Annotated in this window: 7 protein-coding genes; 2 read left to right on the top strand and 5 right to left on the bottom strand. The window is 70.7% G+C overall.

Features of this window, described 5'->3' with window-relative positions:
- Positions 1-310: 310 nt before the first annotated feature.
- The 4 genes from QMG73_RS27310 to QMG73_RS27295 all read right to left on the bottom strand — a co-directional run bounded on the left by QMG73_RS27310 (position 311) and on the right by QMG73_RS27295 (position 6,273).
- On the bottom strand, positions 311-784 hold the full coding sequence (locus QMG73_RS27310; protein ID WP_281900314.1) for a hypothetical protein: 474 nt from the start codon (positions 782-784) through the stop codon (positions 311-313).
- A 58-nt stretch (positions 785-842) separates the two neighbouring features.
- On the bottom strand, positions 843-2,285 hold the full coding sequence (gene ahcY, locus QMG73_RS27305) for an adenosylhomocysteinase (protein WP_281900313.1): 1,443 nt from the start codon (positions 2,283-2,285) through the stop codon (positions 843-845).
- Positions 2,286-2,428: 143 nt separating this feature from the next.
- Complete coding sequence (locus QMG73_RS27300) at positions 2,429-2,953, bottom strand: GNAT family N-acetyltransferase (protein ID WP_281900312.1); 525 nt, start codon at positions 2,951-2,953, stop codon at positions 2,429-2,431.
- A 230-nt stretch (positions 2,954-3,183) separates the two neighbouring features.
- Positions 3,184-6,273 carry a glycoside hydrolase gene (locus QMG73_RS27295; RefSeq protein WP_281900325.1) on the bottom strand — a complete coding sequence of 1,030 codons (3,090 nt, stop codon included), beginning with the start codon at positions 6,271-6,273 and terminating at the stop codon, positions 3,184-3,186.
- Positions 6,274-6,415: 142 nt separating this feature from the next.
- Between QMG73_RS27295 and QMG73_RS27290 the strand changes: the two genes are divergently transcribed.
- Positions 6,416-8,182: an HSP90 family protein gene (locus tag QMG73_RS27290; RefSeq protein WP_281900311.1), complete on the top strand. Its 1,767-nt coding sequence runs from the start codon at positions 6,416-6,418 to the stop codon at positions 8,180-8,182.
- 46 nt (positions 8,183-8,228) lie between these two features.
- The gene (locus tag QMG73_RS27285; RefSeq protein ID WP_281900310.1) at positions 8,229-11,030 is read left to right on the top strand and encodes an ATP-binding protein; all 2,802 of its coding nucleotides are present in this window, start codon (positions 8,229-8,231) and stop codon (positions 11,028-11,030) included.
- A 56-nt stretch (positions 11,031-11,086) separates the two neighbouring features.
- On the opposite strand, the gene QMG73_RS27280 is transcribed toward QMG73_RS27285, so the two are convergent.
- Positions 11,087-15,346 (bottom strand): AAA domain-containing protein, encoded by a 4,260-nt coding sequence (locus QMG73_RS27280; RefSeq protein WP_281900309.1) that lies wholly within the window; start codon positions 15,344-15,346, stop codon positions 11,087-11,089.
- Positions 15,347-15,405 lie beyond the last annotated feature (59 nt).

Raw genomic sequence — 15,405 nt, 5'->3', positions numbered from 1 at the left:
AACCCGTGATCAGGAAAGGCCGACCCGCCAACACCGGCCACCCCAAACGCCGCAACCCACCAGCCAACACCCCCCAACAGCCTTAAATCCCCAGGGTCGCATCGATCAAGGGCGAATGCACGCGGAAATGAGATCCAACCACGTGCATTCGCCCTTGATCGGCGGCGCGAGGCCCGTGCGCCGGCGGCGCGAGGCGCGTGCCCCGGCGGCGCAAGGTGCGGGCCGGCGACGCAAGGGCGCGGACCGGCGGGGCAAGGGGCGTGCGCTGGCGGCGCAGGCGCGGGTGGGCGGACCGGGGAGTTTGGTGGGGTTATTGGCGGCCGATGGCGTAGCCCTGGTCGCGTAGGCGGCGGGCCCAGCTCGCCACCGTGTGGCGCGGCACCCCGAAGTGCTCGGCCGCTCCGGTGATCGAACCGGCCTGCTCGTATGCCGCCATGACCTCGGCCGGCTCAGGCATCCTGCGGTACGCCCGCTTGCCCGACGCGGCCGCCGGCACTCGTCCACGGCGCCGACCGGTCTGCTGCCTGGCGGGTGCGCTGCGGGCGGTGGACCCGCGGGTGACGGTTGGCGCCTGGAGTGCTGGTGCGGACGCGGTGAGCGCCCGCACCAACAGGTCCAGGTCGAGCGGCGGCAGGTCACCGGGGGCCAGCCCGGTGCGGTTGCCGGCCCGAACGGTGAGTTCGGTGATGCGGGTCTGTCCCGTCGAGGTGTCGACCCGCACGGTGGTGTGTGGTGCCTCGGCACCGCCGTTGTCGCGTGTGATGGTGATGACGTATCTGCTCACGGAAGCCTCCTTGCGACCGGCCCCCGCTTAACCGTCGATCACCGAGACATTACTCCGTTCAGTAGCGATAGTGATCCGGTTTGAACGGGCCTGTTACTTCCACTCCGAGATACCGCGCCTGATGCTCCGTCAGCGTGGTCAGGCGGATACCCAACGCGTCGAGATGAAGCCGGGCGACCTTCTCATCGAGGCGCTTCGGCAACACGTAAACCTCGCGGCTGTACTCGTCTGGCCGGGTGTACAGCTCGATCTGCGCGAGCGCCTGGTTCGTGAACGAGTTCGACATCACGAAGCTCGGGTGGCCCGTGGCGTTGCCAAGGTTCATCAGCCGCCCCTCAGACAGCACGATCACGGAGTGCCCGTCCGGAAAGCGCCACTCGTGAACCTGTGGCTTGATCTCGATTTTCTCGATTCCGGGCACCCGTGCGAGGCCGGCCATATCGATCTCGTTGTCGAAGTGCCCCACGTTCGCGACGATCGCGTTGTGCTTCATCCGGGCCATGTGCGCGGCGAGCACGATGTCACGGTTGCCCGTGGTGGTGATGATGACGTCAACCCGCTCCACCACGTCATCGAGCGTCACCACGTCGAGACCCTCCATCGCGGCCTGGAGCGCGCAGATCGGGTCGACCTCGGTCACCGCCACCCGGGCGCCCTGCCCGCGCAGCGAGGCCACCGCGCCCTTGCCGACATCGCCATACCCACACACCAGGGCGAGCTTGCCGGACAGCATGACGTCCGTCGCCCGGTTCAGGCCGTCCACAAGCGAGTGCCGGATGCCGTACTTGTTGTCGAACTTGGACTTCGTCACCGAGTCGTTGACGTTGATGGCCGGGAAGAGCAGCGCACCTTCGGCGGCGAGCTGGTAGAGGCGCTTGACGCCGTTCGTGGTCTCTTCGGTGACACCCTTCACGGCGGCGGCGACCCGGGTGAACCTCCGGGGGTCCTCGACGAGAGCGGTCGCGAGGAGCCGCAGGAATGCCTGGTAATCCTCGGGATCCTCGTCCGTTGGCGCCGGCACCGCGCCAGCCGCCTCGAACTCGACTCCCTTGTGGAGCAGCATTGTCAGGTCACCGCCGTCGTCGACGAGCATGTTGGGACCCTGCCCATCGGCGAAGTCGAGCAGCTGGTTCGTGCACCACCAGTACTCGGCCAGCGTCTCGCCCTTCCACGCGAATACCGGCGTGCCGAGCGGCTTCTCGGGCGTACCGTCGGCACCGACGACGACCGCCGCGGCGGCATCGTCCTGTGTGGAGAAGATGTTGCAGGACGCCCAACGCACTTCGGCTCCGAGCGCCACCAGCGTCTCGATGAGCACGGCGGTCTGCACGGTCATGTGCAGCGAGCCGGCGATACGAGCACCGCGCAGCGGCTGACTGGCGGCGTACTCCCGGCGGATGGCCATCAGGCCGGGCATCTCGTGCTCGGCGAGCCGGATCTGGTGACGGCCGGCCTCGGCCAGGGACAGATCGGCTACGGAGAAATCGACATTGGTAAGCACCAGCGGCACCTCCCAGACGGAGGCGCCCTTACTACGAAAATCCGCAAGCCGAGCGTGGCGGGTTCAACCCGTCGCAGCGCCTCTCGACCCGGGACCGCGCCAGCAAATCCAGCGCGATGCCTAAAACGCTAACGCGCCCGCGCTCATGGTCGCAAGCCTTCCCTCGTGGAGGGTTCGAGTGCGCGTTGCATCAGGATGGTGTCGATCCAGCGATCATGCTTGTATCCGACGCCGGTGAGGCGCCCGACCTGAGCGAAGCCGAACTTGCGATGCAGCGCGGCTGACGCGTCGCTGCCGGTGTCGGCGATCACCGCGATGACCTGCCGCATTTTCGCGTCGGCGCAGCGGGCGAGCAGTTCGCCGAGCAGGCCCGCGCCGATTCCACGCCCGGTCTGCTCAGGCGCCAGGTAGATCGTGTCCTCGACGGTGTGGTCGTACGCGGGCTTGGGCCGCCAAGGCGACGCGTACGCGAATCCGACCACATCCGCGCCGTCGGCGGCCACGAGGAACGGCAGGCCTCGGGCGGTGATGCCGGCGAGCTTGCGGCGCCAATCGTCGGCGGTCGGCGGGACCGTCTCGAAGGTCGCGACCCCCGTGGTGACGTAGTGCGCGAAGATCGCCGCGACCGCGTCGAGATCGTTCTCACCGATTTCTCTATAGCGAAGCACGCTGCCATTATAGCGAAGCGTGGAGACGGCGCGGCAGCGCGCCGATCAAGGGCAAGCGCATGGATCAAGGGCGAATGCACGCGGTTAGCGATCAAACCACGTGCATTCGCCCTTGATCGGCGAGGAGAGCGGACCCCTTGACAGGCGCCAAGGGGACGGCGGATCGTAGGACCACCTTACAGAGATGCAGCTCAATGTATGGCCGTACCAGTTCCGTGGGGTGGTACGGGCTAACGGCGGACGAGCTCCACCGTGTAGGTGCGAGTGGCGGTGCCGTCCTCGGACGTCACCGTCACCACTCCCTTGTCGACCGCCACCGTGGCGTACGGGTCGCGCGAGGTGGCCGTCACGACCGCCTTGCGGGGCTGCGAGGTCACCACGCGGTACCCGGTGACGTCGGGATCGAAGCCCGCGACCGGTACGCCGTCGACCGCGATCGACGCGGCGGCCGCGTCACTCGATACTCCCGGCGCCTTGGCGTACACCTCGATCTCGCTGATCGTCGTGTACCCGCCCGGCCGCATCGTCATCACGACGCGGACCCCCGTCGTCGAGACCGGCTGGATCGGCACGTCGGCCACCACCGTGCCCTCGGTGCCCACCGGAACGTCCGCGCTGGCGTCGACCCACGCGCCGGACGCGTCCAGCACCTGCACCTTGAGGCTCGACGGGAAGCTGACGTTGGAGCCGTCCCGGTAGAACCACGTGGCGACGCGGCTCACGTCGCGAGGCGCGGGGAAGGTGTACGTGATGGTGTCGGACGGGTTCTTGGTGCCCGACCTCCAGTTCGACCACGCCTTCTCCGTGCGGTTGCCGTTGCGCAGGCCAGCCGTCGAATACCCGGACTCGGTGTACGTGGCGCCCACGGTCACCCCGTCGTCGGGTGCCGCGTTGCGCTCCGCTGGCGGGGTGACCTGCACGCGGGCGGTCGCCGGCAGGGTGCTGCCGTCGACCACCCGCGCGGCACCGGTGACCGTGACGACGCCAACCTGATCGAAGGAGGCGCCGCCGGTCCACGTCACCGGCAGCTCGACGCGGGCACCGTGATCGCCGACGCCGGTCACCGTCGCCGGCAGGTCGGGCAACCCGCCGGCGTACGTCTTGGCCCGCCCGGGCACCGTCGTGCCGAAGGTGTCGACGGCGACGGTCGCCTCGGCCTTCAGCTCGCGCCCGAGCACGTCGGTGGCCACGCCCTTGACCTTCACCGTGCCGGGGTTACGCCACCGCCCGTCCGGCGGGTACGTCCACACGACCGGCAGGCTGCCGCGAGCGCCGTCGCGGTACACCGGCGTGACGGTGTCGGGCAGCGTGGGACGCAGGCCGGGCACCGTGTACGCCGACACGGGCGAGATGCTCTGCGCGGTCTCGTCGACGAGGGTCCAGCGCTGGTTGGAGCCGGACGTCGGCGTGTACGTGGACACCGGGCTGCCGTCCGCCGTTGCCTGGCCACCGACGTCGATCAGCCGGCCGGTCTCGGCGTTGACGAGCGTGTACGTGCCGTCACCGGTGGTCGAGAGCATCCACTGTGGTCCGACTCCCGCTGTCAGCGGCGCCCCGGTGGCGACGTTGACCAGCTCGTACCGCTCCCTGTTGGTGACGCCGTCCGTCAGCTTCCGCACCGACCACAACTGCGCGGTGCTGGCCGGGTCGTCGGTGCGGATGACAAGCCCCGCACCGTCCGCCGTGGGCGTGAGCGACCGTCCACTCTGCACACCACGCAGGCGGTACACGTGGCCCTCCTGGACCAGCGCCGCGCCCTTGGCCACGTTGCGGACGCCCTTGACCAGAAACGTCGTGACCGATTTTCCGGGGACGGTGAGCGTCGCGGCGCCGTTGGCGACGCGCACCGGCGCGCCTTGTACGAGCGCGCCGCTGGCGCTGGTGACGACCGGCGTGACGGTCGCGTACGGTCCGACGTGCCGGAACAGCGACAGGTCGAGGGTGACCGCCTTAGGTGCGGCCTCGTTGTTGACGTGCACGACAGTGGCGGCCGAACCGCTCGGCTTGAGTGCGGCGACCGTGGAGTTGTTGTCCACCTTGACCACCCGGTCACCAGGCCGGATGTAGTGGGTGAAGTTGCGGATCGTGTGGAACTTCGTGTTCGGCTGGATCGGGCAGGTCTCCAGAGTGGACTGCGCGGTGCAGTTGAACGGCACGTGGATGCTGCCCCAGTTTCCGCCACCGGCGGCCTGCGGGATGGTGTCTTCGATCGGCTGCCAGAAGACCCATGCCGACGGCTCCAGCTCGCGCAGGTCGTCGACGATCCGGGTGGCCATGCCGAGGCCCGGCTCCATGCTCGTGTAGCTGGTGCCCGTCAGGAAGCTGCCTTCCACCTCGCTCATCCAGAGCTTCTTGCCGGCTCCCTTGGCGAGGTCGCGAACGCTGGTGCGCTGCCCGGTGCCGTACGTGTGCACGTTCATCTGGTCGACGACCGCCTTGGTTTCGGCGGTGTAGGCGTTCCAGTTGGTGGTGAAGGTGCCCGGGTTGGTCTCGTCCATAGCGGACACCACCGCGCCGGTCCGCGCGCCTTCGAGGGCACGCGCCGTCGCCTGGACGACGAGTTGCTGGAGGGCCGGACCGGCGTGCGCGCCTTCCTGCCGCCCGCCGGTGGGTTGCCCGTCGGCGCCGAGTTGGGTGCCCCAGTATGGAGTGTTGGGTTCGTTCAGCGGCGCGATCGTGTCGAACCGGATGCCGTGCCGCTGCTCGATCTCCTCGGTGACGCGCACGAGGTACGTGGCGAAGTCGTCGACGGTGTCCGTGCGGATCTGGTCGTCGCTCGCGTTGAAGCCGCCCGACACGTACCCGTTGACCGTCTGGAACCACGGCGGTGAGTTGCTGAACGACTCCCAGCGGTCCACTTTGTCCTTGATCTGGTCGATCCACCAGCGCTGGTTGGCGTCGGCGTCCCAGTTCCAGTGATCGGGGTTGTCAGGATCCCACCAGTCCATGTCCGCACGCGTGGTGCCTTCGGGCGCGCGCCAGAAACCCTCCATCGTGGCGCCGACCTTCATGTAGTCCTTGCGGACGTCCGGAGCGTTGCCGCCGCCGACGTTGTAGCGGGCGATGTTCAGCCGGAGGCCGTCCTCGCCAAAAAGCATATCGACCAGCTTCGTCCTGATTTCGTCCGGATAACCGCCTGTGATATTCGCGAACCAGACAAGACTCGTGCCCCAGCCCTCGAATGACGGCTGCTGATATGAGGGATCGATACGTATGACGACGGGCGCCACCTCGACTGCTGCGGCCTCCCGCTGCGCAACCGCTGGTCCAGCGGGCGCGACGACGAAACCTACTGCGAGAGACAGCCCAGCCACGGACATTGCCAAGGCGTTACGGATAGGCATTTACGAACCCCCATAGGAAGGCAGGGCAACACCGTACCGCAACGGGAACCGGGAGGCGAGACCTCAAGTTCGCGCGCTAGAGTGGCCGCTCATCGAAGATCCCAATGGCGGGCAGACAGTGGACCGAACCTTTCAGGTCGACCTTCGCGGCATCGTCGACCTGCTCAGTCACCATCTGTATAGCAGTCCACGCGTATACGTGCGCGAACTGCTACAGAACGCCGTCGATGCGATCACCGCACGCCGATCGGTCGATCCGGACGCGCCGGGAGCCATCTCCATCGAAACCGGCCCCGGGCGGCTCGTGGTCCACGATTCCGGTGTCGGCCTGACCGAGCCACAGGTGCACGAGCTGCTCGCCACCATCGGCCGAAGCTCCAAACGGGACGAGATCGGGTTCGCGCGCGGTGAGTTCCTTGGCCAGTTCGGGATCGGGTTGCTGTCCGCGTTCCTCGTCGCCGACGAGGTCAAGGTGGTCACGCGGCCCGCGGCCGGTGGACCCACGACCGAGTGGATCGGGTACGCCGACGGCCGTTACCGCGTAGCGGTGGCGACTTCGGAGCGTGCCGAACCCGGCACCACCGTCACGCTGGCCGCACGGCGCGGCGCCGAGCAGTGGTTCGAGGCGCCCACCGTCGTCGAGCTCGCGCGGCTCTTCGGCGCGCTGCTGCCGTACGAGGTGCGGGTCGACGGCGATCGCGTCACGTCCGACGGCGCCCCGTGGGACGGCACGGGTGCCGACCGCCGCGCCGCGCTCGTCGGGTACGCGCAGGACATGCTCGGCTTCACGCCGTTCGACGTGGTGGAGCTGAAATCGCCGGAGGCGGGCCTCATCGGCGTCGCGTACGTGCTGCCGTTCCCCGCCAACCCGGCCGAACGCGTCACCCACCGCGTCTACCTCAAGCGCATGCTGCTCGCCGAGAACGCCGAAGGACTGCTGCCCGACTGGGCGTTCTTCGTGCGGTGCGTCGTCGACACCAGCCAGCTGCGGCCCACCGCCAACCGCGAAGCCCTGTACGACGACGACCTGCTGGAGTCCACACGGGAGGCGCTGGGCGCGCAGCTGCGCGGCTGGTTGGTGCGGCTCGGCACCACCGCGCCCCGCAGGCTCGCCGACTTCCTGGCGATCCACCATCTCGGCGTCAAGGCGCTCGCGCTGCACGACGACGAACTCCTCCATCTCGTCGACCGCTGGCTGCCCGTCGAGACCAACGTCGGGCGGATGACGCTCGCCGAGTACCGCGAGCGGTACGGCGAGATCCGGTACGTGGCGTCCACTGAGGAGTTTCGCCAGCTCGCCGCCGTCGCCGCGGCGCAGGACCTGGCCATCGTCAACGGCGGCTACACGTACGACAGCGAAATCATCGAACGGCTCCCCCGGCTCGACCCGAACATCGAGGTGGCCCGGCTCGACCCGACCGAGTTGGCCACTCGGTTCGACACTCTCGACCCGGGCGACGAGCTTGCTCTGCGCGGCTTTCTGAGCATCGCGCAGCAGGCACTCGATCCGGTCGGATGCGAGGTCACGGTGCGCGCGTTCGACCCGCCGTCACTGCCCGCCATGTATCTCGTCGACCGCTCCGCGGCGTTCGCCGCCGAACTGCGGGCCACCCGGGACCGCGCAGACGCGCTATGGTCGCAGGTGCTGGGGGCACTCGACCAACCCGCTGACACCCGACCGCAGCTCGTTCTCAACCACCGCAGCCCGCTCGTGCGCCGGATGACCACACTGGACCATCCACAGCTCATCACGCTCGCCGTCGAGGGCCTGTATGGGCAGGCGCTGCTCCTCGGATACCACCCCATCCGGCCGGCCGACGCCGCGCTGCTGAACCGCTCGTTCCTCGGCCTCATCGACCAGGCCGTACCGGAGGAGAAGGCGTGAGCACCGGTTCGACTGGCCCTCGCTTCACTCGCGCGGGAGGCGGCGCATGACCGACAAGGTCCACGAGCTGATGTCACGCGCCGACGGCATGCCGTACGGCGCCGCGAAGACGACCGTGGTCGAAGAGGCGGTCCGGTACGCGGACGCGGCCGACGACCTCGACCTGTCCTTCGCCACCCGGATGGAGCTGGTCAACGCCTACCAGTACGGCGCGGAGCCGGGTAAGTCGTTCGTGCCGTTCTCCTGGTGCCTGTCCACATACGACGAAGACCCGAAGCGGTTCGGCGGCCACACCCACACGCTGCTCTGGTACTTCAAGTACATGATCTCCAACCTCACCGGTTTCCCGGAGATCCCGCTCGACCGCACGTACGCGATCCTCGACGACATGGAACGCCGCTGGCGAGCGGGCGGGCACACCATGCACGCCGTCCACCGGTACCGGGAGATGATCGCCGCGCACGTGGGCGACTCCGACACCGAGGTCGAGCAGTTCCGGCTGTGGTCGGCGGCACCGCGCGACGCGCTCTCCGACTGCATCGGCTGCGACCCCACCGGCAAGGTGCGGCACCTGTCCCGGCACCAGCGCTACGAGGAGGCGGTCGGCGTCGCGGTGCCCGTGCTCCAGGGCCGCATGACCTGCCGCGAGCAGCCGCAGCACATCCTCACCAGCCTGCTACCGGCGTACGTCCACACCGGACGGTTGACCGAAGCCGCCGACGCGCACCGCCGGGCGTACCGCACGCTGCGTGCCGACCGGGGCGAGCTGGAGTCGGTGGCCGACCACATCCAGTTCTGCGCGCTGACCGGCAACGAGGTGCGCGCGCTGGAGCTGGTCGAGCGGCACCTCGGCTGGCTCGACAACCCGCCGTCGCCGCGCGCCGTCATGCGGTTCGCGAGCACCGCCGCCCTGACCCTGCGCCGCGTCGACCCTGACCTGTCGATCAGCCGCCGTGGTTCGGAGGTGGCCGCCGCCGCGCTCGCCGCCGAGATGGCCGACCTGGCCGCCGAGGTCGCCGCACGCTTCGACGCCCGCAACGGCAGCAAGCAGCAGAGCGACACCGTAGCCAACACGATCGCCGCCGAGCCGTGGGTCGAATATCTGCCGCTGTCCGAGACCGCACGCCGGGCCGTCGAACGCCGCTCGGTGGCGGCGGCGCCCGCTCCTTCCGCGCCCGCCGTCGTGGAGACGCCGCCCGTCGATCCCGGCCTCACCGGTGACGCGCTACTCGACCACGCCGAGGAGCGGTGGCGGGTCCGCGACGCCGCGGGCGCCCGCGCCGCCTGGGCCGCGTTCGCCGATCGGGTACCGGACGCCGCGCGCACGCCGTCGCAGGCTGCCCGGCTCCTCGACGCGCACGGCCTCCAGATCGTCGACGAAGACCCGCAGGCCGCGCTCGACGCCTGGCGGGAGTCGCTGGCCGCGCACGCCGACCTCGATGACGACTACCGGGTACGCCGTTCGCGTGCCCGCATCGGCATGCTGCTGTGCCAGCTCGGCGAGGTCGACGAGGGCGTCGCGACCGGTGAAGAGCCGCTGCGGAGGCTCTTCACAGAAGGCGATCCGGCCACCCGTGCCGGCTGGGGCATCTCGCTGGCCGCCATGCAGCTGGCCGCCGGCCGGCCCGCTGAGGCGCTCGACGTGCTCAACCGCGCCGAGCCGCTGGTCGAGCTCTCCGGCACTCCGGAGATCGGTGTCGAGATGCGGCTGCTGCGCGCCACCGTACTGCTCGCACTCGACCGCGCCGACGAGGCCGAGCCCGAGCTGCGCGCCGTCCAGGCCACCGAGGCGGCCGACGACATGCAGCGCGGATACGCGGCGTTCCGCCTCGGCGGCCTGCTGCTGCACCGTGACGACATCGAAGGCGCCGTCGACGCGTACGCCGACGCGGCCGCGCTCACCAGCGGGCCCATGGCCGCCGAGGCACGATTCCACCGTGGACGGTTGCTCGCCGCCGGGCCGCGCGCCGCCGAGGCCGTGCCCGATCTGGTCGAGGCCGTCGCGGAGTTCACCGTGTACGGCGCGGTCGAGCCGCCGGCGCTCGCGCGCATCGAGCTCGCCATCGCGTACCTGAACAGTGGCCGTGCCCACGAGGCGGCCGAGACCGCGGAAGAGGCCGTGGCCGCGCTGCCCGGCTCCGAGGTGGCCGCCGAGCTGCCCCGCGCCCGGCAGGTACTGGCCAGCGCCTACCGCCAGATCGGCGAGTTGGACGCGGCACTCGATCTGGTTCGTGCCAACATCGCCGCTGGCGAGAGCGACCCGTACGGGTTGGCGCGGCTCCGCGAAGACGAGGGCGACGTGCTCGAAGCCGCCGACCGGGACGGCGAGGCGGTGCCGGCCTACGAGGCGGCCGCCACCGCCTACCAGACTGCCGAGTCCCCATTGGACAGTGTGCGCGCCCTTCGCAAAGCGGCCCGGTCAGCCCGGTACGCCAGCCAGCTCGACGACACGGCCCGGCTGCTCGACGCGGTCGAGACCGCCCTGATCCCGCTGCCGTCCGCCGAGCCGGCGGTCGTGTTCCACGCGGCGGGGCTCGACTACGACCGGTCCGCGCTCGCCGATCGCATGGGACGGCGTGCGGAAGCGGCGATGCTGGCTGGGCGTGCGGCAGAGGGGTACGACCGGATCGGCGCCGCCGACAACGCCGCCGACGCGCGTCTCACCCAGGCGGAGTTGCTCGACGAACCTGCGGCGGAGCCGTTGCTGCGCCAGGTCTTCGAGTCCGTGGAGCACGGCACCAACCTGTGGTACCGCGCCGGCTACGCCCTGGCTGACACCCTGCGCACCCTGGGCCGCGACCCGGAAGCCGACACCATCCAGGGCCGCCTGGACGCCGCCACCCCCTAACGCCCCGTGATCAGGGCGTCCCTGAAGTCGTTAGAGCGACTTGAGGGACGCCCTGATCACGAAGGGGAGCGGGTGGGGGTTGTGACGATGCCCAGCTCTTCCGCTCGGGTCCAGACCGGGTGGAGGGCGGCGTCCGGGTCGCGGTGGAAGGAGCTGGCGCGCAGGCGTACGAAGACGCAGTTGCCGACGCGCTCCAGGATCGCCTGCCTGCGCAGCTCGTGCGCGAACGCCTCCGCTCCGTGGTAACTGTCGCCGTCGCACTCGATCGCCAGCCGCCGTCCGTCCGGCGCGGCCACCACGAAGTCGACGGTGAACGTGCCGATCCGGTACTGCGGCACCGGTCGCAGCCCGCCCTCGGTCAGCCGGCGCAGCACCGCCCGCTGGAAGTCGGTCACCGGCTCCCCCGCCACCGGCTGGGCGGCCGGCGGGCGTTGGGCGTACGCGAGCAGGGCGGCTCGGGCGTCGTCGGCGTGCAGGTCGGCCAGCGTCACCGAGTGGAAGACCCACATCTGGTCGCGGGCGCGGGAGGCGGCGACGTTGACCCGGCGGTGGAAGTCGCGCTTGGTGAACGCGCCGATCGCGCCGTCGGCGCTGGCCACCACCATCGACACGAGCACGATGTCGCGCTCGTCGCCCTGGAACGTGTACGGGTCGCCGACCCGCATCTCGCGGCGCTCCAACTCGTCGGGGCCGATCTCCTCGCGCAACCGGTGCAACAGGTACGCCGCCTGCCCGCTGCCCGACAGCAGGCTGACCACGCCGAGCGAGCGGCCCGCGTATGAGGGGTCGGCGACGATCGAGGCGACCCGCTTGACCAGGGCCTCGGCTTCGGCCACGTTGACCTCGCCGTACTCGGGCAGCGCCTGCCGCCGGCCGTCGGGCACGTGCACCGCGACCACCGACGCGTCGAGCCCGCTCCGCGAGGCGCGCAGTGGCTGGATCTTGCCGTCGTAGTACGCCGAGCTGGAGAAGCCGATGATCGTCGGCACGCTGCGGAAGTGCTCGGTCAGCAGGATCCGCTGCGGTGACCGCCGCACCGCGTGGTCGTACAGGCTGCTCTCGGTGTCGAAGTGCTCGGCGGACGGTACCCCGCTCAGATGGGTCGCGATCAGCGCGTTGACGCGCTCGCCCGGTACGCCCACGAGCTGCGGGCCGATCTGCTGGTCGTCGCCCACCACGACGGCGCGCCGGGCCAGGCTCAGCACCGGCAGGGCGAACACGTCGGCCTGCGACGCCTCGTCGACGATCACCACGTCGAAGATCGGTGGCTGACCGGCAAATTGCTCCAGCGCGCGGTCGATCGACATGATCCAGACGGGGACCGCGGTGACGGCCTCGGACATCGCACGCTGGGCGGCCGCCTGCCAGTGGGCCGCGCTCTTGCCGGTACCCTTGCCGATCTTGCGAAGCGCGGCGGTCCAGTCGGCGAGTGCCGCCTTGCGACGGTCGTCGAGGGTGAGCGATACCTCCAGCCAGGCCGACGACACCACCAGGTCGGAGGTGAGGCGGCGGATCTGGTCGCGGGCGCGCTCCAAGCGGCGACCGAGGTCGGCACCGTCGACATCGCCCACCACGCCGTCGAACCAGGTCTGCGCCTGACGCCACGACCACGCCCGGAGCGCCGCGGCACCGTCTGCCGGCGTCACTCCACTGTCGATGGTCGCGGCCCACTGCGGTGCCACGGTCGCCAATTGGGCGTGCAGGGCCGCATAACGGGTGGCATCGGGCCGCAGCATCCACAGTCGACGGAGCTCGGCCAGCTCGGCGTCCCAGGCTGCCAGGTCGCCCCGCTCCCAGGCCGCCACCAACGCCGGCTGGCCATCCAAGGACCGCAGCCAGCCCGTCATCTCGGCCTGTTCCGTCGCCAAGCGGTCGGCCACGAACACGTTGCTGGCGGCCTCGACCTCGCCAGCCAGCTCCGCGAGACGGCGGGCGTCGACATCGGCCGGGCAGCGCGGGTGCGCGACGACCAGGGTCGCGCGCAGAGCGGGCCAGCGGCGGCTCTCCCAGTCCAGCGCCTCCACCGCCACACTCAGCAGCCGACCCGCCCACAGCTCAGGTTCCGAGCCAACCTCCGACACAGGGGCGTTGAGGCGCGTGCGCCACTCCTCCCACCTAGCGGCCAGCTGCTGGCGCAACTGTTCACGTTGGACGGTCGCCACCACCAGGTCGACGTCTTCCGTGGTGCGTAAGGGCTCGCCGTCGACCTGGACCTCGGCGACCAACCGGGCGAGCTCGGCGTGCGTGAGGCGGCGCACCGGCTTGCCGGCCGCGTACCGCGCCCGCACCTCGCTGAGCTGAGTGAGCAGTTTGCGCGGCTGGGCGGCGTGCGGCTCGGGGACCGTGACGCGGCGGCCGGCCACGAACGCGGTGCGGCGGGCCAGCTCGGTGAGGAGCTGCTGGCACGCCGCCACGTGCTCGTCCCACACCACGCGCCAGCTCGGGTCGCGGATGAGCTGGCCGAGCCGGTCTGTCCAGCTCCCCTCGCGCCGGGTCAGCTCGTCGGCCGCGCCGCGCAGGGCACCGGCCAGCTCGTCGATCGCGGTCGCGCCGAGGCGGCGTACACCCTCAATGGACAGACCGCGGTCGCGCAGCGCGTCGACCACCTTGCGCGCGTCGCGCAACGCGTCTTTCGCCGCGGCGATCTCTTCGCCGCTCGGCAGCACGCCGTCTTCGGGCAGCGGCGCGAGCGCCGCCGCGCGGTCGGCCGGCGAGATGCGCCGCGCGAGGTCGGCCAGCACGGTGAAGTCGGCCGCGTCCAGGGGCGGCGGAGTGCCGGGCGGCACGGCATCCGGTACCAGATTGTCGGCCTCGTGCCGGCGCAGCCACTCGCCGACCTCGCCCGCGCCGCGTCCCTCATAGGTCGCGGCCTCGCGCTCGGCGGCGTCGAGCAGCAACGATCTGGCCTGCGCGAAGCCGGTCTCCGCGGCCTCGATGTCGGCGATCAGCCGGCGCACCCACGCGGCCTCGGCCTCCTGATCGAGCGTCGCCGCCCGGTCGGAGAGCTCGCGCGCCGCGACCTGAAGCTGCACGAGCTGATCGGCGGAGCGCCCCAACACGGCGAGGCACAGCGGCTGGATGTCGGCCGGCAGGCCGTCGCGGAGGACCCGCAACGGATCCTCCTTCTGGGCGAGCACGAGAACCCGCTTGCCGTGCGCCACCAGGTGGCAGATGAGGTTGCGGATCGTGTGGGTCTTGCCGGTACCCGGCGGGCCCTGCACCGCCACCGCCCGGTGCGCGGCGAGGCGGCGGGCGATCGACTCCTGGGCGTCGTTGGTGGCCATCGGCATGAGTAGCCGCTCACCGACGCGGGCCCAGTCGGCGGGATCGTCGTCGGGCATCCGCAGCTTGCTGGGCTCGTGCGCGAGCACGGCGGCGAGCGCGCCGACGGCCGCGCCGGAATCGCTCGCCAGGCGGTCGCGGAGGCGTTCGAGGAAGCGGCGGACCATCCGCTGGCGGGGGCGCACGAACAACACGCCCGTGTCGTAGACGTGGCCGCTTCCCGGCGGCTCGCCGAGCCCCGTCCACACCGTCGCGTCGAGCCCGAGGCGGCGCAGCGCACGGCGGGCGAAATCCTGCCGTTCCGCTGGATCCCATGGGTCGACGTCGACCTGCCCGCCGGGCCCGCCGAGGTCGATCAGGTCGGCCATGCGGCGCTCGTCGACCTCGGCCAGGGCGTCCGCCTGAAGGCGGGCCGGACCCTGCGGCACGACCGTGACCACGGCCGCGTCCGGGTCGTACTCGATCGCCACCGGCGTGGCCAGCAGCGGGTACTCGATGCCCGCGTGCCGCAGCACCACATGCCCCCAGACCAGCTCGACCCGCGCGGCGTCGATGTCGACGCGGTACCGCAGGTCGTAGAGCCGGTCGTGCAGGCGCCGCGCCGCCTCGGCACGCAGGTGCGCCCGCGACCAGGGCGCCCACTCCTGCTCGTGCCAGGTGGTGAACTCGGCGCGCGCCTCCTCCGGCGCGGCGTCACCGAGCGTAGGCGGCGCCGTCGCGGACAGGTCCCAGGCCAGGTGGCGCAGCAACCCGGTCGGTATCGACGGTGGAGTCGGCGGCTCCGGCCGGCCCACGCGCAACCAGCTGCCACCCGGGTGGCGCGGACCCAGCGCGCAGTCTTCGGACTCGGGCAGGTCATGTTGCCAGTAGGCGTCGGTGGTGGGCACGGTGTGGACCGGCTTGTCCAGCAACGCCCGCACGGCCAACAGGTACTCGGTCAGGGCGAGCGCCCGCCGGTGGACGACAGCCGGCGGGTCGCTACCGGCTTCCCCGGCCGCGACCCGCTCCTCGTCCTGCTGGCCTACGCCTTCCATCACCTCGACGGTAACGCGCCGTGCCCACCCACGCATGGAACTGACCACCCAATCATGTA

This window comes from Phytohabitans aurantiacus, from assembly GCF_027923225.1.
GTDB lineage: Bacteria > Actinomycetota > Actinomycetes > Mycobacteriales > Micromonosporaceae > Phytohabitans > Phytohabitans aurantiacus.
Note: the sequence above shows the minus strand (reverse complement) of the source record. Positions and strands in the feature narration are given on the sequence as shown.